The following is a 16,695-nucleotide window of genomic DNA, read 5'->3' on the forward strand; positions in this document are numbered from 1 at the left end:
GTCAGATCTCCGGCAGCTCGCCGAGCGGAATGAAGGCGAGGTAGGCGGTGCCGTCGCGCAGGGTGAGCGTCACCCGGGCCTCGCCGTCGCCGTTGGCGAGGGCCGAAAGCATGCCGGCGATGTTGCCCGCGACGTCACCGGCCTCGGGAAGGGCGGCGGTGATCGCATCGCGCCAGGCCTCGACATTGCGCACGGCGAGGGAGAGGTCGCCGGAGATGCGTCCGTCCGCATCGATGCTGAAGGGACCGGAGGCCGACGCCGTCAGGCCGCCCGGCGCGGTCAGCGTCAGGCTGCGGATCTCGCCCCGGCTTCCGCGCAGCGCGCCGGCGGAAACGGGACCGCCCGAAAGCAGGCCCGCTCTGTCCACGAAGGTCAGGTCCGCCGCCGCGGTGATCGCCGGCAGGGCGCGGCGCTCCTCGCCGATCGCCAGCGCCAGCGCCTCCGCGCTGGCGGCAAGGTCGAGATCCGCCCCGTTGCGGCGCAGGTGCAGCTCGCCATGGGGGGCGGTAAAGCCGAGCGGATCGTCCGGAAACGCTGGCATCAGCGTGCCGTTGAGACCGTTGACCTCGGCCGACAGGCGGTCGAGGCCGGATAGTGAGGCGCGCAGGCTTGTCCGTGCCCGCTCCCAGTCGGCAAAGAGGGAAAGGCCCGGGGAGACGCGCAGCTCGCCCGGACCGTCGATCTCGGCGACGATGCGACCGGGATCGTAGACCTGCGCGGCCGAGCGCAGCGCCCCGAGCGAAACGGAAACGCCCTTGCGATGGTCGTCGAGGGCAAGCGTGTCGCAGAAGAGGCCGAAGCGGAACGGGTAGCCGCGCACGGCCGGGTTGGCGCATGCCCCCGTGACGCCGTCGATCCCCGGCGCGCCGAGGAACTCCGTGATCCGTGTCTCGGCCTCGCGGGCGACGGCGAACCAGGCGGCCGAATAGAGCACGACCGTCAGGAAGACCGCGGTGATGAGAATGCGGAACTTGCGGCTTGCCCGTGTCGAAGCGCCGTTGTCATCTGCCGTCATTGGGTCTTCCTTGATTCGTGCGGCATGCGCGGAGGATGGCCGCGGGTCGACCGGCGGTTCGGGGCAGGGACGGCAGCGTGATTCGCCGGCCGGGAATGATGTGCAGGTGCAAATGGCAGCGGATATGGACGATTTTTGGGTGTTTGGCTACGGTTCGCTGATGTGGAACCCCGGCTTCGACTTCGTCGAACGCCATGCCGCCCGCGCCTTCGGATACCGGCGCGCGCTCTGCGTCCGGTCCTATGTCCACCGCGGCACGCCCGAGCATCCGGGCCTCGTGCTCGGCCTCGACCAGGGCGGCTCCTGCCTCGGCGCGGCGTTCCGCGTCACGGGCGACGACAAGGCGGCGGTGCTCGATTATCTGAGGGCGCGCGAACTCGTCACCCATGTCTACAAGGAGCGCAGCCTCACCCTGCTGCTCGGCGATGGGCGCAGGGTCGATGCCACCGGCTATGTCGTCGACCGGGCCCATGAGCAGTATGCCGGGGCGATCGCGGCCGAGGAGGCGGCGCGGATCGTTGCGACCTCGTCCGGCCGCTCGGGCCACAATCGCGACTATGTGCTGAACACGCTCGACCATCTGCGCGAGATGCGCATCCGCGATCGCTGGCTGGAACAGGTCGGCCGCCTTCTGTCCGTCTGAGGCGCCTCAGGCCGGGTCGCCGGCCGCCGTCAACGCCGCGATGCGCGCGACGGCGCTCGGCGGCAGCGGCAGGTCGGGATTGTCGCGCGCGGCCTCCAGCAACAGCCGGTCGCTCGCCGCCTCCGTTACGCGGACGAGCTCCTCGAAGAAGACATCCGGGCTGAGGCCGGGCGCGATCGGCGGCAGGAAGCGCACCTTGAAATGGCCGGGATAGCGCCTCAGGCTGCGGCGCGGCCAGAACAGGCCGGCATGGACGACGACGGGCACCACCGGCACGCCGAGATCGCGGTAAAGGCGGGCGACGCCGTATTTGTATTCCGGCGGCGCGCCGGGCGGGCGGCGCGTGCCCTCCGGATAGATGATCAGCTGCCGCCCCGTGTTCATCTCGTCCTTCGCCCGCTGCATCACGGCCGCCATCGCCCGGCCGCGCGCGGCGCGGTTGACGGGCACCATGCGCTGCTTCAGCACGTAAAGGCCGAAGAGCGGGATCCACATCAGTTCGCGCTTCAGGATGAAGAACGGATCGGGGATCAGCGGCAGCAGCGTGTAGACGTCCCAGAAGGACTGGTGCTTCGGCGCGACGATATAGCCGCCCTCCGGCAGGTTCTCCCGCCCCTCGACCTCGAAGGTCGTGCCGACGATCACCTTCAGGAGCCAGTTGCTGCTCTTCGACCAGGCCTTCGGGATGATCCAGGAGAGCTTGCGCGGCAGCAGGAAGTAGAAGGGCGTCAGCACGATCATCTGCACGATGAGGTTCAGATAGAAGGCGATGTTGAAGAGGGCGGAGCGGGCGGCGATCATGGCGGGCTTTCGGCAGGCGGCGACGACAGGCTGACTACACGAGAATCGCCCCAAGAAGAAGACGAAGCCGGGCGCAAAGCGCGCGGCGATCCGTGAGCGTCGTCCATACGCGTCAGATCCCTGTTTCTGCGCATGTCCTTTCGCAAGCCGCCGCCCGCTCCGGCGAGCCATGCCTTACTCGGTCGCGGGATCGGTCGGGTCGGCAAGCCGCGGGCGCGGCTCGTTCGAGGTGCGCAGTCCCGTGCCGGTCGCGGCCCCAAGCGCCTGGCGCAGCCAGGCCGCCGCTGTCTTGGCATATTCCATCGTCATCACCCGCAGGACGACCGGATCGGTCAGCCAGTTGCCGGTCTTCAGGTCCGAATTGACGACGGGATAGGCGACGAAGGCGGTTTCCGGACTGGCGCGGCGCAGTTCCATCAGGCTGCGCGGCATGTGGTAGTTGTTGGTGACGACGAGCACCGTCTGGTAGCCGTTGCCGTGGATCCAGCGCGCGGTCTCGTTGGCGTTGCCGATCGTGTCGAGGGCGTCGTAGCCAATGTCGACGCAGCATTTGAAGAGATCGGTGGAGCTCTGGGTGTTGCGGCGGATCTGGGCGCCGGTGGTCGAGGGATGGACGCCGGAGATCAGCAGGCGCTGGCCGGCACCGGACTTCAGCAGGTTGACCGCCTGGTCGATGCGCTGGAAGCCGCCGGTCAGCACGACGATGGCGTCGGCCTTCGGGTCGATCGGCGGCTGCATCGAGGCGACGTGGTCGGCAAAGACAAGGAAGCCGGTCGCCGCCGCCGCGGCGGCGATGAGGAGGGCATAGAAGAGGCCGCGGATCGACTGGCGCAGCCGCCCGCGCTGGCGGCGGAACCAGATCCGGCGCCAGCGGGCCGAGGCGCCGCCGCGCGCCGCGTTGCTTCCCCGCGCGTCACCCATGGCGGGCGCCCGGCCGCTGCGCCGCGAACCGCTCAGCCGGGCAGGGCATCGGTACGGCCCGGATCGGAACGGATGAGGTCGAGTTCGTAGATGGTGCGGGTCACGGTGAAGCGCGCCGTCAGCGTCGTCAGGAAAGCGATCACCAGCATGATGCCGACGATGCCGAGATAGCCGCCGTAACCGATGGTGAAGCTGCCGAAAAGGGCGCTGGCCTGGTCGCTTTCGGGCGTCGCGAGCGTCGCGGTCTGCCAGTAGCTGGCACCGGCGAAGCACAGCGCGGCGGCAAGCCCGCCGGCACCCGCGCCCTTCAGGCTGATCTTCAGGAAATGTTTCTGGAATTCGGCGGCGACGAAGCCGGCCTCCGCGCCGACGAAATGCAGCACCTCGACGATATGGCGGTTGCCGGAGAGCGCGCCGCGCGTGGCGAAGACGACGGTCAGCACCATGGCGGAGAAGACGAGGACGAGCACGCCCGTGCCGATCAGCGCCGTCGTCTGCGCCATCGCCACCAGCCGGTCGACCCAGGTGCGGTGGTCGTCGAGGGAGGCCTGCGGGATCGCCTCCGTCAGCGCCTTTCGCATCGCATCGAAGTCCGGCGGCGCCGTTTCGTCGATCGTGACGACGACGAGGCGGGGGACGGGAAGCTCGTCGAGGTTCAGCCCTTCGCCGAGCCAGGGTTCGAGCAGCCGCGCGGTCGCGGCGCGGTCGACGATGCGCCCGTCGGTGGTGCCGGGGAAGGTCAGCGCCAGCGTGCGTGCGTCGGCGAGCGCCTTGTCCATGTCGAGACTGTCGTCCGGCTTGATCTGGATGGTGATCTCGCGGGAAATCTGGCTCTGCCAGCTCTGCGCCGTGGCGCGCACCATGCTGACTGCGCCGAGCGTCAGGCAGGCGAGGAAGGACATGATGGCGATGACGATGATCAGCGCATTGCCCGAGACGTTGGCGGAGGGCACGATCGGCGCGGTGGGGCGGACGCGCATCTCCGCGCGGCGTCCCTCGCGCGGCGGCGTCGCGGCACGGGTCTCGGTGCGCCGGTCACTCATAGATGTCGAGCCGCCCTTCGGAGAGGATCATGCGGCGCGCATCCACCTGGTCCATCAGCGACAGGTCGTGGGTGGCGATGACGACGGCGGTGCCGAGCCGGTTCAGTTCGAGGAAGAGGTTGAGCAGGCGCCTGGCCATCGGCGGATCGACATTGCCCGTCGGCTCGTCGGCGAGCAGGATCTCCGGGCGATCGATGAGGGCGCGCGCAATGGCGGCGCGCTGCTTCTCGCCGCCCGAAAGCACCGGCGGCAGCACGTTGATCCGCTCGCCGAGCCCGACCCAGTTCAAGAGTTCCAGCACGTCCGAGCGGTAGCTCTGCTCCGCCTTGCCGCGCACGCGCAGCGGCAGCGCCACGTTCTCGTAGGTGGTCAGATGGTCGAGCAGGCGAAAATCCTGGAAGACGATGCCGACGCGGCGGCGCAGCATCGGAAAGTCGTCGCGCGGGATGGCGGAGAGGTTGCGGCCGAACATGCGGATGAGGCCGCGCGTCGGGCGCAGCGACAGGAAGAGCAGGCGCAACAGCGTGGTCTTGCCGGCGCCGGACGGGCCGGTCAGGAACTGGAACGACCGCTCCGGGATGTCGAATGTCAGGTCCCGGAGGATTTCCGGTCCCATCCCGTAGCGCAGGCCGACATTTTCGAAATGGATCAAGGTCGAAGTCCGGTTCCGGTCAGGATCACGCGCCCCTCCATATCGCATGGACGTGCCCGTTTCGCGGCGCTGCCCCATCATGGTTAAACAGCGGTTAATTTTTCATGAAAACGCGCCGGTTTGAGGGCGGCATTTCCGAAGCATTAACCATTCGGGTTTACGTCTGTGCAGGATTTCTTTCAATGCCCGATCCCCCGGCGCCCTTCCGGTGTCGCCGGCCGGTCGGCGGGCCGGAGGCGCGATCATGCAGGCATTCGGAACCCGGGCGCGCGCGTCCGTCCTCAGCGGCGACGTTCTCGAGCCCGCTCGCCGTCCGGCGTCCCGCGCGGCTGCGCCGATGCGCCGGTCGGATGTGGTCGATGCGGATTTCGAGATCCTGCCGGTGGCCGGCGGAGGACGAGCGGCGGCAGCGCCACCCGTCGTCAACGACAACACGCCCTTTCGCCCGCTCCCGCCGCGCCGCTCCTCCTTAGCCGCTGTCCTACGCCTTCTGCAGCCGATCGAATCGATGCTGCGGACGATGCCCGCAGCCGTCTTCCTCTTCGCTGTCGCCGTCGCCGTGACCGGCAGTTTCTACGGCGTCGCCGGCCTTCTCGAGGCATCGCCGCCGCCGCCCGCGCGGCCCGGCCTGTCGGTGACGACGCTGCGCAGCGACGCGACGGGGACCACCCTCCTGACGGTGAGCGGGACGCAGGACGTCCGCGAAACCCACCGGCCGGCGCGGCCGCTCGTCGCCGTCGACGTGATCACCGGCGGCCGGACCGTCAGCACGACGCGGCTTGAGGTCGAATAGACCGGCGCGCAACGCGCGTGCATCCGTCCGGGGGCTGTGCTATCGCGGTCGGACCCGTGCCGCACCGCAACCGTTTCCGGAGTCCTTCATGCCCGTCATTCGAGGAAAGATCATCGAGCCCTTGTTTCCGGCCGAGACGATCGCCGCACGCAACCGCGAGCTCGCCGCCGAGATCGCCGGCGGGCCGACGAAGGATCTCCTGGTGATCGCGGTGCTGAAGGGGTCGTTCATCTTCGCCGCCGACCTCCTGCGCGGCATGCATGAGGCCGGCCTTGCCCCGGAAGTCGAGTTCATCACGCTGTCGAGCTACGGATCGGGTACCGTGTCGCGCGGCGTCAGGATCATCAAGGACATCGACAGCGACGTGCGCGACCGGGACGTGCTCCTCGTCGACGACATCCTCGAATCGGGCCGGACGCTGAGCTTCGCCCGCGATCTCCTCTTCGAACGCGGCGCGCGCAACGTCACCGTCGCGGTGCTCCTCGACAAGAAGGGCCATCGGCAGACGGATTTCGAGGCCGATTACGTTGGCTTCGACTGTCCCGACCATTTCGTCGTCGGCTACGGCATGGACGTCGCCTATGCGTTTCGCGAACTGCCCTTCGTCGGAGTGGTGACCGGCGATGCGTGAGGGCCGACTGTCAAGATAATTTCCATCAATCCGCATTGCGTGTATTTTTTTTCGTATTGTCGTATTAATTGTATTTAGAGGGGAGGATTCGCGCATGAAGCTTCTGATACAAGTGATGCATTGGACAGCATGGATCCGTCTGACGACAAAGGCCGGTTGGAAACGGCGACGTCCTGCATCTTCTGGTTGAGGCCGACTTTATGGAAATGGTTGCGCCTGTCGCCAAGCGATAGACGGAAAACAGGGACCTGAAGCAGCGAGCGGATTGTTAAGGTCGCGGGTCGCTTCAGGCGATGTCGGCGTGCACTGAAACGACGCGGATTGAAACATGGAGATTATGTTGACCTGTCCGAAGGATGAGCCGTAGCGCCCGCAAGGCCTGCGGCTTTTTCATTGCGACAGGACAGATGTCCTGGGAAGCAAAGTGACTGGCCCGAGGGGTCTCTGCTTCCGTGCCGCACGGCTGTCACCGGTGGAACAGCGCACGAAAGTCTGATGACCTAGTGTCTGGTCATCGGCGGACGAAGGGTTCGCCTCCCACACCGAAGAAAGGATATCCCCATGTTCCGCAAGACCGCTCTCTCCGCCCTGGCCGTCGTCGTCCTCGCGACCTCCGCCTTCTCCGTTTCCGCCACCACCGCCTCGGCCGGCAGCCGCGAGGGCCGCTTCATCGCCGGTGCCGTGATCGGTGTCGCCGCCGGGCTGATCGGCGCCGGCCTGTACGAAAGCGGCCGTCGCGACCGCTACGAGCGCTACGACGAAGGGCGCGACTGCTTCGAAAAGCCGGTCCGCCGCTACGATCCCTATTACGGCCACAAGGTCACCGTCGGCTACCGGCTGGTCTGCCGCTGACCGCCGCCGCGCATCGCTTCGGTCGTCGAGAAACCTGACCTTGAAAGTGGCACCTGGCGCGCGCGCCACGGTGCCTTCTTTCGCAACCCGTGCCGGGATCAGCGGATGTCCAACAGGCGCTCCAGATATTGCCGTTCCGTCTCGGGCGAGGCGTTGGTGCCGAGCCGGCGGCGGATCTCCTCGAGGATCTGGCGCGCGCGCTGGGTGTCGATCTCGTCGGGAACCTTGACCTGCTCGCCGAAATCCGGCCCCATGTTCTGCTGCCGGCGGCCGAGCGGGTCGCGGCCGTTCTGGCCGAATTGCGGCACGCCCTGTCCAGGCCCCTGGCCGGGGCCCTGCGACTGCATCTGGTTCATCATCTCCTGCGCGCCTTCACGCAGCGCCTGAAGCGCGCGGCCCTGGCTGCCGAGAGCCTGCTCGCCTTGCGCATTGCCGAGTTCGCCGGCTGCGCCCTGCATCTCCTGCTGCGCCTTGCCGAAACCCTTGCCCGGCTGCATGCCCATGCCTTCCATGCCCTGCTGCAACTCTCCGAGTTGCTTGCCGAGCGCTTCCTGCTGGGCGCGCAGCTGCTTCAGCGCCTCGCGCAGCTGTTCGGCGGTCATGCTGTCGAGCGGGTTCTGGCTTTCCTGCTGTCCGCCCTGCTGCTCGCCCCCCTGCTGGCCGGGATCCTGCTCCTGGCCGAACATTTCCTGATCCTCGCCGGTCAGGGGGTCGCCGGTCTGCATCCGGTCGCGCAGCGCCTGGTCGAAGCGGAAGGTCTGCTCCATCAGCTGCTGCTGGCGCTGCATCAGCTCGCCGAGCTTGTCCATCTGCCGGCGCATCTCGCTGTTGTCCTGGCCCTGCTGCTGGTTCGGCGGCATGCGGCCCGCCTGCAGATTGTTCATCATCCGCTGCAGCTCGGAGAGCATCTGCTTCGCCTGGTCCTTGGCACCCGACTTCGCCAGGTTCTCGATCTGGTCCATCATCTTCTGCAGGTCCTGCTGGCGCAGCACGTTGTTCTGCTCCGGATTGGCGGCGACCTGCGGGTTCTTCATCGCCTGCTCGGCGAGCGCCTGCATGTACTCCTGCATCGCCTCGCGCAGTTCCTGCATCAGGCGCGAGATTTCCTCGTCGCCCGCATTGCGGTCGAGCGCGTCGGAGAGCTCCTGCTGCGCCTCGCGCAGGCGCCGCTCGGCAAGCGACAGGTTGCCGTCCTCGATGCCGAGCGCGATCTCCCAGAGATACTGCGCCGCGTCGCGCAGCATGTCGTCGTTGTGGGCGAGCTCCATGCGCGCGCGCGCTGACTGGAGCAGCAGGAAATGGGTCGTGTTCGGGATCGTGTCTTCGGGGCGGATGGTCAGCGCCTCGTTCAGTTCCAGCGCCCGAGGTAATGCATTGGCATCAAGCGCGAAGGTCTGGCGCTGCTCGGCGACGGCGCCGGCGAGCGGCTCGAAGAAGGTGCGGGCCGGCAGGATCATCTCGACCGGCTGGCTGCGTCCCTCCTGGCCGGCGGCATCGGTCGCCACCAGCGTGATGCGCACCGGTTTGCCGGCGAGCGGATGTTCCGTCAGGTTCCTGCTGGTCACGCCCTTTGCCTCGCGCGCGTTGCGGCGCGGCAGGTCGAGCGTGTAGTCGGGAAGCGGATAGAGCGGGCGTGCGCCGGGAGTCTCCTCCAGCGGCAGGATTTCCGCATGGGCCTCCTGAAGCCCGTAATCGTCCTTGCCGATGAAACCGATGTCGAGCGCCGCATTGACCGTGATTCGAGGATCGCCGTCGAAGGAAATCTCCGGCGCCTCGTCGGGGATGACCGCGAAGGTCCATGTCCGCGCGCCGACCGTCAGCGTGCCGTCGGCGGTGACCTTGTAAAGATGGGTCGAAACGCCCGCGGGCGGCGGCACCGGGACCGCCGCCTCGCCGGTGGCGGTTGCCTCCGGCAGCTTCGCCTCCTCGGCCGGGACGACGATCGGCGCGCCGGCCGCGTCCTTGCGGGCGAAGGTGACGGGTTGGTCGACGCCTCCGGTGATGCGCACCGTCAGGTCGCTGAACTGCGGAACGGTGAGCGACGATGCCTCGGTGGCGGCCGGCGGCTCGCCTTCGGTCCGGCCGGTCAGGAACACGGGGGCGCGGCCGGTATAGGCGGGGGGCGTGACCCAGGCATCGATGCGGATGTCGGGCGCGGCCACCGCCTCTTCCGGCAGATGGACGGCGTCCGACACCATGCCGGCGCGATTGGAATAGGAATAGGCGAAGGCGACGACCGCGACCAGAACCGGCAAGGCGCGCAGCCCGTAGCGGTCCCTGCGGGCGATGTCGGGTTGCGGCAGGCCGGTGTCGAGGCGCTCGACGAGGCGCGCCATGCGGGCCTGGTGCTCCGCCCAGAGTGCCGCGGCGAAGGGGCTGTCGGTCGCCGGCCGGTCGTGCTGGACGCGGATCGCCTGATGTCTGAGCCCGTTTCGGGCTTCGAGCATGCGGTCGGCATCGTCGGTGGCCGGCCAGCGCAGGCGCAGCAGCGGCAGCAGCGTTATGGCAAGCGCGAGCGCGAAGGCGACAAGCGCCACGCCATGCAGCCAGAGGGGCATGATGCGGAAAAGCCCGAGCCAGGCGGTCGACAGGAACAGAAGGACGACGGATAGCGGCGCGAGCAGGCGCGGAGCGAGGCTTTCCGCAAACAGCACGAGGCGGGCCCCGTGGCGCGTGAAGGCGAGCCTGCGGCCAAGCGCGAAAGAAGGGTCCGTGGCGTCCGGCCGTCGTTCCGTCATCCGTCCGTGTTCCTTTCGGCGCTCTGCCGGCACTCCCGGCTCCTGGACGCTGAGGAGGATAACACTGTTTGTGGCGAAGACGAGGGCAGCAACGAAATCGTGATGGAAAAGGCGGCACGCCCGCCGTATCGCCGAGGCCGCGCCCCGTTGCCGGCGGATGCTGGCAGGGCGTGACCGCGGCTCAGTCGAGCCAGTCGGGGACGGAATCGAGCCCGATCAGCTCCTCGAACGTCCGGCGCGGGCGGATGACATGGAAGCGGTCGCCGCTGACCAGCACTTCCGGCACGAGGAGGCGCGAATTGTAGGTACCGGCCTGCACCGCGCCATAGGCGCCGGCCGAGCCGACGGCGATCAGGTCGCCGGGCTTCGGCATCGCCATCTCGCGGTCGAGTGCTAGATAGTCGCCGGTTTCGCAGACCGGGCCGACGACGTCGGCGCGGATGCGCGGCGCGTTGGCGGCCGAAATCGCCACCGGACGGATCTCGTGAAAGGCCTCGTAGAGCGTCGGGCGGATCAGGTCGTTCATCGCGCCGTCGACGATGACGAAGGTCTTCGAACCGCCGTCCTTGACGTAGAGCACCTCGGTGACAAGGATGCCTGCATTGCCGACGATGAGGCGCCCCGGCTCGGTGACGATGCGGCAGTTCAGCGATTGCAGCTCGTTCTTGACGATCCTGGCATAGGCGTCGGGCAGCGGCGGCGGCTGGTTGTCGTCCCTGTAGGGGATGCCGAGCCCGCCGCCGATATCGACATGGTCGATGCGGTGGCCGTCGCCCCTCAGGACGTCGACGAGCGCCCGCAGCAGCCGGAAGGCATCCTCGAAGGGCTGCAGCTCGGTGATCTGGCTGCCGATATGCATGTCGATGCCGGTGACGTCGATGCCGGGAAGGGTCGCGGCATGGGCATAGACGGCGCGGGCGCGCTCGTAGGAGATGCCGAACTTGTTTTCCTTCTTGCCCGTCGAGATCTTCGCATGGGTACGGGCATCGACGTCCGGATTGATGCGGAAGGAGACATGTGCCGTCCTCCCGGCCTTCACCGCGCGGGCATTTAGGAGCTCGAGTTCGGGCTCGGATTCGACGTTGAAGCAGTAGATGCCGGCCGCGATGCCGAGATCCATCTCGCGCGCGGTCTTGCCGACGCCGGAGAACATGATGCGTTCGGCGGGAATGCCGGCCGCGAGCGCCCGGCGCAGTTCGCCTTCGGAGACGACGTCGACGCCGGCGCCGAGCCGGCCGAGCGTCCTCAGCACCGCCTGGTTCGAATTCGCCTTCATCGCATAGCAGACCATGGCGTCGACGCCCGAGAAGGCGCGCGAGAACACATGGTAGTGCCGCTCCAGCGTCGCGGTCGAATAGCAGTAGAACGGCGTGCCGACGGCGCGGGCGATCTCCGGAAGGGCCACGTCCTCGGCATGGAGGATACCGTCGCGATAGTCGAAATGGTTCACGGGCGTTGCTTTTCTTAAAGAAGCGGATCGAGGAAGAAGGGCTTGTCGGCGACGGGCTCGGCTTTTTCCGCCGTGCCGGGCGCCTGTTTCTGGTTGGTGACCGCCGCGCTCGGCCGGTCGAGATCGCCCTTGCGGCCGCAGCCGGAAAGGGCGAGCACCGGCAGCAGGCTCAATGCCAGGGCCAGGCGGGCCTTGTGTCGCAGTCTCATCCGTTCCGGTCCTTCATCGCCGATCTGTTGTCGCTGCTTCTTAGCGGCATTTTCACCCGCTTGCACGCCCTATCGCCGCTTAGAGGCGTTCGCGCCACCAGGCGATCTGGTTGCGCACGCCGGCCGGCGACGTGCCGCCGAAGGAGGTGCGGCTCGCGACCGAGGCCTCGACGGTCAGCACGTCGTAGACGCGCGCGTCGATCGCACCGTGGATCGCCTTCAGGTCGTCGAGCGTCAGGCCGGCAAGATCGCAGCCCTTCGCCTCGGCGGCGGCGACGGCGCGGCCGGTGACGTGGTGGGCGTCGCGGAAGGGCAGGCCGACCTCGCGCACCAGCCAGTCGGCGAGGTCCGTCGCGGTCGAGAAGCCGGCGCCGGCGGCGGCCTTCATGCGGTCGGCATTGATCGTCATGTCGCGGACCATGCCGGTCATGGCGGCGATCGCCAGCTCGATGTTTTCCGCCGCGTCGAACACCTGTTCCTTGTCCTCCTGCATGTCCTTGGAATAGGCGAGCGGCAGGCCCTTCATCACGGTCAGCAGCGCGATCAGCGAGCCGTTGATGCGGCCGGTCTTGGCGCGCACCAGTTCGGCGGCATCCGGGTTCTTCTTCTGCGGCATGATCGAGGAGCCGGTGGAGAAGGCGTCCGACAGGCGGATGAAGCCGAATTGCGGCGTCGACCAGATGACGATCTCTTCGGCGAGACGCGACAGATGCGTGGCGGCGATCGCGGCGATCGACAGGAATTCCAGCGCGAAGTCGCGGTCGGAGACCGTGTCGATCGAATTGCGGGTCGGCTCGCGGAAGCCGAGCGCGGCGGCCGTCATGTGTCGGTCGATCGGATAGGGCGTGCCGGCGAGCGCGGCGGCGCCGAGCGGGGATTCGTCAAGCCGGGCGATCGCGTCGCGCAGGCGCGAGCGGTCGCGGCCGAACATCTCGACATAGGCCATGCAGTGATGGCCGAAGGTGACGGGCTGGGCGGTCTGGAGATGGGTGAAGCCCGGCATCACGGTCGCGGCATGTTCCTCGGCGCGGTCGAGGAAGGCGGCAATCAGGCCGGTCAGCATCCGCTCGGCCTTGCCCATCTCCGCCTTCACCCACAGGCGGAAGTCGACGGCGACCTGGTCGTTGCGCGAGCGGGCGGTGTGCAGGCGGCCGGCCGCGGGGCCGATCAGCGTCGCGAGCCGCGACTCGACGTTCATGTGGATGTCTTCGAGACGGCGGGAGAATTCGAAGGTGCCGCCCTCGATCTCTGACAGGATCGTGTCCAGCCCGTGAGCGATCTTGACTTCATCCTCGGCGGAAATGATGCCCTGATGCGCCAGCATGGCCGCATGCGCCTTCGACCCGGCGATATCCTGCGCGAAAAGCTTCTTGTCGAAGCCGATCGAGGCATTTATCTCCTCCATGATCGCATCCGGGCCGGACGCGAAGCGTCCGCCCCACATCGTGTTGGAGGATTTCGGTTCCGATCCGCCGTCAGCCATGTTCGATGCCCGTTCTGGAGTTTTGTCAATGACAGATGAAAAGACGCGCCGGCCGGCCGGCCGTCTCATTGCCGCCGCGGCCGTCCTCGGCCTCGTCGCCGGTGCGGCTGCGATATACGTGAAGGAAACATGGTCTGGCAATGGTGCGGGCGGCGCCGGCGTGCAGACGGCGGCCTCCTGCCCGCTGGCGAAGGAGACGGTCGCGGCGGTAACGCCGTTCCTGAAGGGCCAGGTGGCGGCGATGGCGCCGGCCGACGATCCGCGCCCGATGACCGGTCTGGCTTTTACGGGCGATGGCGGTAAGCCGCTGACACTCGACGATTTCGCCGGCAAGACGCTGCTCGTCAATCTCTGGGCGACCTGGTGCGTGCCCTGCCGCGAGGAGATGCCGGCGCTGAACGCGCTGCAGGCGGCGATGGGTGGCGATCGCTTCGAGGTGGTGGCGATCAACATCGACACCGGCGACGACGAGAAGCCGAAGGCCTTCCTCGAGGAGACGGGCGTCGACGCGCTCGGTCTTTATCGCGACGCCTCGATGGGCGTGTTCAACACGCTGAAGAAGGAAGGGCTCGCCTTCGGCCTGCCGGTGACGCTGCTTCTCGACGCAAACGGCTGCCTCGTCGCGGCGATGAACGGCCCGGCCATCTGGGACAGCGCCGATGCGAAGGCGCTGGTGACGGCGGCGACCGGCGTGGCGCCGAAAGGCTGATCAGCGGCCGCCCTCGGTTGCGTAGATGCGCGGCCGGTAGATGTCGAGGAAGCCGTTCATGCCGGAAAAGCCGGGGAATTCCGGCGAGGCGTCGAACTCGATGTCGGTACCGTCGATCGTGTGGGCGATGATGCGGCGCGAATCCGGCCGGTCGATGACCCGGTCGATGACGGCGGGAATGCCGCGCCCGTCCTGGCGCCAGGTGACGTCGGCGGGACGGAAGAAGATCTCGGCGCCGCCGTCGGGAATCCCGGTCGCGTCGAAGACGACGCCGTGGATCTCCGCCCGCCCGTCCGAAACCCGCGTCGACAGCCGGTTGGCGTCGCCGAGAAAATTCATGACGAAGGCGCTCGCTGGCGTGCGGCAGACCTCCTCCGGCGTTCCGTTCTGCACGATGCGGCCCTTGTCGAGGATGACGACGCGGTCGGCAAGGTCGAGCGCCTCCTCCTGGTCGTGGGTGACGAAAAGGGTGGTGATGCCGAGTTCCTCGTGGATCGCCCGCAGCCAGCGGCGCAGGTCGCGGCGCACATTGGCGTCGAGCGCGCCGAAGGGCTCGTCGAGGAGCAGCACGCGCGGATCGACGGCGAGCGCGCGGGCGAGCGCCACGCGCTGGCGCTGGCCGCCGGAGATCTGCGCGGGAAAACGATCCTCCAGACCCTCGAGCTGGATGAGCCTTAACAGTTCGGAAACGCGGGCCGCGATTTCCGCCCTCGAGCGCTTGACCGCCGAGACCTTCATGCCGAAGGCGATGTTTTCGCCGACGGTCATGTGCGGAAAGAGCGCGTAATGCTGGAAGACGAAGCCGACGCCGCGATGGCGCACCGGAATGTCGGTGGCGTCCTCGTCGCCGAAATGGATGGCGCCGCCATCGGCGAATTCGAGGCCGGCGACCATGCGCAGGATTGTCGTCTTGCCGGACCCGGACGGGCCGAGCAGGGCGACGAGCTCGCCGCTTTCGATCTCCAGCGATACGCCGTGCACCGCGCGGAACGTGTCGAAGGTCTTCACCACCTGATCGAGGGTGATCTTCATGGCGTGGTCTCCTGAACGGGGATCGGCCCGGCGAGCGCGGAGGGGCGGCGCCCGCGGCCCGCCCCGCGCCGCTCCAGCAGCAGCTTGGCAACCAGCGTGACGACGGCGAGGACGGCGAGGATCGAGGCGGCGGCGAAGGCGCCGACGGCATTGTAGTCGTGGTAGAGCAGTTCGATATGCAGCGGCAGTGTGTTGGTCTGGCCGCGGATATTGCCGGACACGACCGAGACCGCGCCGAATTCGCCCATGACGCGGGCGTTGCAGAGCACGACGCCGTAAAGCAGGGCCCATTTGATGTTGGGGAGCGTCACGCTCAGGAAGGTGCGCCAGCCGCTGGCGCCGAGCGAGGTCGCGGCCTCCTCGAGGTCGCGCCCCTGCGCCTGCATCAGCGGGATCAGCTCGCGCGCGACGAAGGGGGCGGTGACGAACATCGAGGCGAGCACGATGCCGGGAAGGGCGAAGAGGATCTTGACGTCCGCCTGCTGCAGCATCTCGCCGAACAGGCCCTGAAGGCCGTAGACGAAAAGATAGGAAACGCCGGCGACGATCGGCGAGATCGAGAAGGGGATCTCGATGACGACGAGGAGAAGGCGGCGGCCGGGAAAGTCGAACTTGGTGATCGCCCAGGCGGCGGCGATGCCGAAGGCGGTGTTGACCGGTACGGCGATGAGGGCCGTCAGCACTGTCAGCAGGATCGCGTGGCGGGTGTCGGCATGAGCGATCGTCTCGGCGAAATAGCCATAACCCATCGAGAAGGCCTGGTAGGCGATGACGGTGAGTGGCGCCACGACGATCAGCGCGACGAAGGCAAGCACGACCGCGATGAGGATCGCGCGAAACAGCGGCTGGTCGCCGACGCGGGGCGGCGTCTTCCGGCGTGTCCTGCGCATCGGCTCAGCTCCTCGCGGTGTAGCGCAGCGCCCGCGCCTGCAGCGTGTTGGTGACGACCAGCATGGCGAAGGCGGTGATCAGCATCACCGAGGCGATCGCGGCGGAGGCCGGATAGTCGTATTCCTCCAGGCGGATGAAGGCGAGGAGGGCGGTGATCTCCGTCTCGTTCGGCTGATTGCCGGCGATGAAGATGATCGCGCCGAACTCGCCGAGGCTGCGGGCAAACGAGAGCGACAGGCCGGCCAGCAGCGCCGGCGTCAGCAGCGGCAGGATCACCGTGCGGAAGATCGACAGGTCGCCGGCGCCGAGCGTCTGGCCCGCCTCCTCGAGCGCCGGATCGAGCTCCTCCAGCACCGGCTGCACCGTGCGCACGACGAAGGGCAGGCTGGTGAAGGCCATGGCGACCATGATGCCGAGCGGCGTGTAGGCGACCTTGATGCCGATCTCGGCGAGCGCCGAGCCGAACCAGCCGTTCGAGGCGAAGAGCGTGGTGAGCGAGATGCCGGCGACCGCTGTCGGCAGCGCAAAGGGCAGGTCGACCAGCGCATCGACGACCCGGCGGCCGGGAAAGCGGTAGCGCACCAGCACCCAGGCGAGCGCCATGCCGAAGACGACGTTGAAGGCGGTGGCGCCAAGCGCGCAGAGCACGGTGACGCGGTAGCTGGCGACGGCGCGGCTCGACGAGACAATCCGCCAGTAATCCTCCGGTCCGAGGCTCGCCGCCTTGATGACGAGGGCCGCGAGCGGCAGTACGACGATGATCGCGACATAGACCAGCGTGATGCCGAGCGAGAGAGGAAAGCCTGGAAGAATCCGCCGAGCCAAGGCAAGC

Annotated in this window: 17 protein-coding genes; 5 read left to right on the top strand and 12 right to left on the bottom strand. The window is 67.8% G+C overall.

Annotation, left to right across the window (positions count from 1 at the left end):
- Position 1: 1 nt before the first annotated feature.
- On the bottom strand, positions 2–1,015 hold the full coding sequence (locus ACEVQ6_RS04750) for a DUF2125 domain-containing protein (protein WP_374887745.1): 1,014 nt from the start codon (positions 1,013–1,015) through the stop codon (positions 2–4).
- 112 nt (positions 1,016–1,127) lie between these two features.
- Between ACEVQ6_RS04750 and ACEVQ6_RS04755 the strand changes: the two genes are divergently transcribed.
- Positions 1,128–1,658, top strand: coding sequence for a gamma-glutamylcyclotransferase (locus tag ACEVQ6_RS04755; RefSeq protein ID WP_374887746.1), 531 nt, complete (start codon positions 1,128–1,130; stop codon positions 1,656–1,658).
- A 6-nt stretch (positions 1,659–1,664) separates the two neighbouring features.
- On the opposite strand, the gene ACEVQ6_RS04760 is transcribed toward ACEVQ6_RS04755, so the two are convergent.
- The 4 genes from ACEVQ6_RS04760 to ftsE all read right to left on the bottom strand — a co-directional run bounded on the left by ACEVQ6_RS04760 (position 1,665) and on the right by ftsE (position 5,075).
- Complete coding sequence (locus tag ACEVQ6_RS04760) at positions 1,665–2,459, bottom strand: lysophospholipid acyltransferase family protein (protein ID WP_374887747.1); 795 nt, start codon at positions 2,457–2,459, stop codon at positions 1,665–1,667.
- Between the two features lie 174 nt (positions 2,460–2,633).
- Entirely contained in the window at positions 2,634–3,380 is a 747-nt protein-coding gene (locus ACEVQ6_RS04765; protein ID WP_374887748.1) for a YdcF family protein, read from the bottom strand.
- A 32-nt stretch (positions 3,381–3,412) separates the two neighbouring features.
- On the bottom strand, positions 3,413–4,423 hold the full coding sequence (locus ACEVQ6_RS04770; RefSeq protein ID WP_374887749.1) for a cell division protein FtsX: 1,011 nt from the start codon (positions 4,421–4,423) through the stop codon (positions 3,413–3,415).
- Entirely contained in the window at positions 4,416–5,075 is a 660-nt protein-coding gene (ftsE, locus tag ACEVQ6_RS04775) for a cell division ATP-binding protein FtsE (RefSeq protein ID WP_374887750.1), read from the bottom strand. Before ftsE ends, ACEVQ6_RS04770 begins: the two co-directional genes overlap by 8 nt.
- Before the next feature lie 244 nt (positions 5,076–5,319).
- Here ftsE and ACEVQ6_RS04780 point away from each other — a divergent pair, with 244 nt between their 5' ends.
- From ACEVQ6_RS04780 to ACEVQ6_RS04790, 3 genes are all read left to right on the top strand, one after another.
- Positions 5,320–5,868, top strand: coding sequence for a hypothetical protein (locus ACEVQ6_RS04780; protein WP_374887751.1), 549 nt, complete (start codon positions 5,320–5,322; stop codon positions 5,866–5,868).
- 88 nt (positions 5,869–5,956) lie between these two features.
- Complete coding sequence (gene hpt, locus ACEVQ6_RS04785) at positions 5,957–6,499, top strand: hypoxanthine phosphoribosyltransferase (RefSeq protein WP_374887752.1); 543 nt, start codon at positions 5,957–5,959, stop codon at positions 6,497–6,499.
- A gap of 561 nt (positions 6,500–7,060) precedes the next feature.
- Complete coding sequence (locus ACEVQ6_RS04790; protein ID WP_374887753.1) at positions 7,061–7,351, top strand: tyrosyl-tRNA synthetase; 291 nt, start codon at positions 7,061–7,063, stop codon at positions 7,349–7,351.
- Between the two features lie 98 nt (positions 7,352–7,449).
- Here ACEVQ6_RS04790 and ACEVQ6_RS04795 read toward each other — a convergent pair whose 3' ends face one another.
- From ACEVQ6_RS04795 to argH, 4 genes are all read right to left on the bottom strand, one after another.
- Positions 7,450–10,089: a TIGR02302 family protein gene (locus tag ACEVQ6_RS04795; RefSeq protein ID WP_374887754.1), complete on the bottom strand. Its 2,640-nt coding sequence runs from the start codon at positions 10,087–10,089 to the stop codon at positions 7,450–7,452.
- A 181-nt stretch (positions 10,090–10,270) separates the two neighbouring features.
- On the bottom strand, positions 10,271–11,539 hold the full coding sequence (lysA, locus tag ACEVQ6_RS04800) for a diaminopimelate decarboxylase (RefSeq protein WP_374887755.1): 1,269 nt from the start codon (positions 11,537–11,539) through the stop codon (positions 10,271–10,273).
- A 14-nt stretch (positions 11,540–11,553) separates the two neighbouring features.
- A complete protein-coding gene (gene lptM / locus ACEVQ6_RS04805; RefSeq protein ID WP_374887756.1) occupies positions 11,554–11,748 on the bottom strand; it encodes an LPS translocon maturation chaperone LptM in 195 nt (64 codons plus the stop codon).
- A gap of 79 nt (positions 11,749–11,827) precedes the next feature.
- Complete coding sequence (argH, locus tag ACEVQ6_RS04810; RefSeq protein WP_374887757.1) at positions 11,828–13,231, bottom strand: argininosuccinate lyase; 1,404 nt, start codon at positions 13,229–13,231, stop codon at positions 11,828–11,830.
- A 28-nt stretch (positions 13,232–13,259) separates the two neighbouring features.
- On the opposite strand from argH, the gene tlpA reads away from it, so the two are divergent.
- Positions 13,260–13,940: a thiol:disulfide interchange protein TlpA gene (gene tlpA / locus ACEVQ6_RS04815; protein ID WP_374887758.1), complete on the top strand. Its 681-nt coding sequence runs from the start codon at positions 13,260–13,262 to the stop codon at positions 13,938–13,940.
- On the opposite strand, the gene ACEVQ6_RS04820 is transcribed toward tlpA, so the two are convergent.
- From ACEVQ6_RS04820 to cysT, 3 genes are read right to left on the bottom strand one after another with little or no spacing between them, the layout of a single operon-like run.
- Positions 13,941–14,972 carry a sulfate/molybdate ABC transporter ATP-binding protein gene (locus ACEVQ6_RS04820; protein WP_374887759.1) on the bottom strand — a complete coding sequence of 344 codons (1,032 nt, stop codon included), beginning with the start codon at positions 14,970–14,972 and terminating at the stop codon, positions 13,941–13,943.
- A complete protein-coding gene (gene cysW, locus ACEVQ6_RS04825) occupies positions 14,969–15,862 on the bottom strand; it encodes a sulfate ABC transporter permease subunit CysW (protein WP_374887760.1) in 894 nt (297 codons plus the stop codon). Before cysW ends, ACEVQ6_RS04820 begins: the two co-directional genes overlap by 4 nt.
- 4 nt (positions 15,863–15,866) lie before the next feature.
- Positions 15,867–16,688 (bottom strand): sulfate ABC transporter permease subunit CysT, encoded by an 822-nt coding sequence (cysT, locus tag ACEVQ6_RS04830; RefSeq protein ID WP_374887761.1) that lies wholly within the window; start codon positions 16,686–16,688, stop codon positions 15,867–15,869.
- Between the last annotated feature and the right edge of the window lie 7 nt (positions 16,689–16,695).

It is taken from the genome of Ensifer soli (genome assembly GCF_041928815.1).
GTDB lineage: Bacteria > Pseudomonadota > Alphaproteobacteria > Rhizobiales > Rhizobiaceae > JBHFEI01.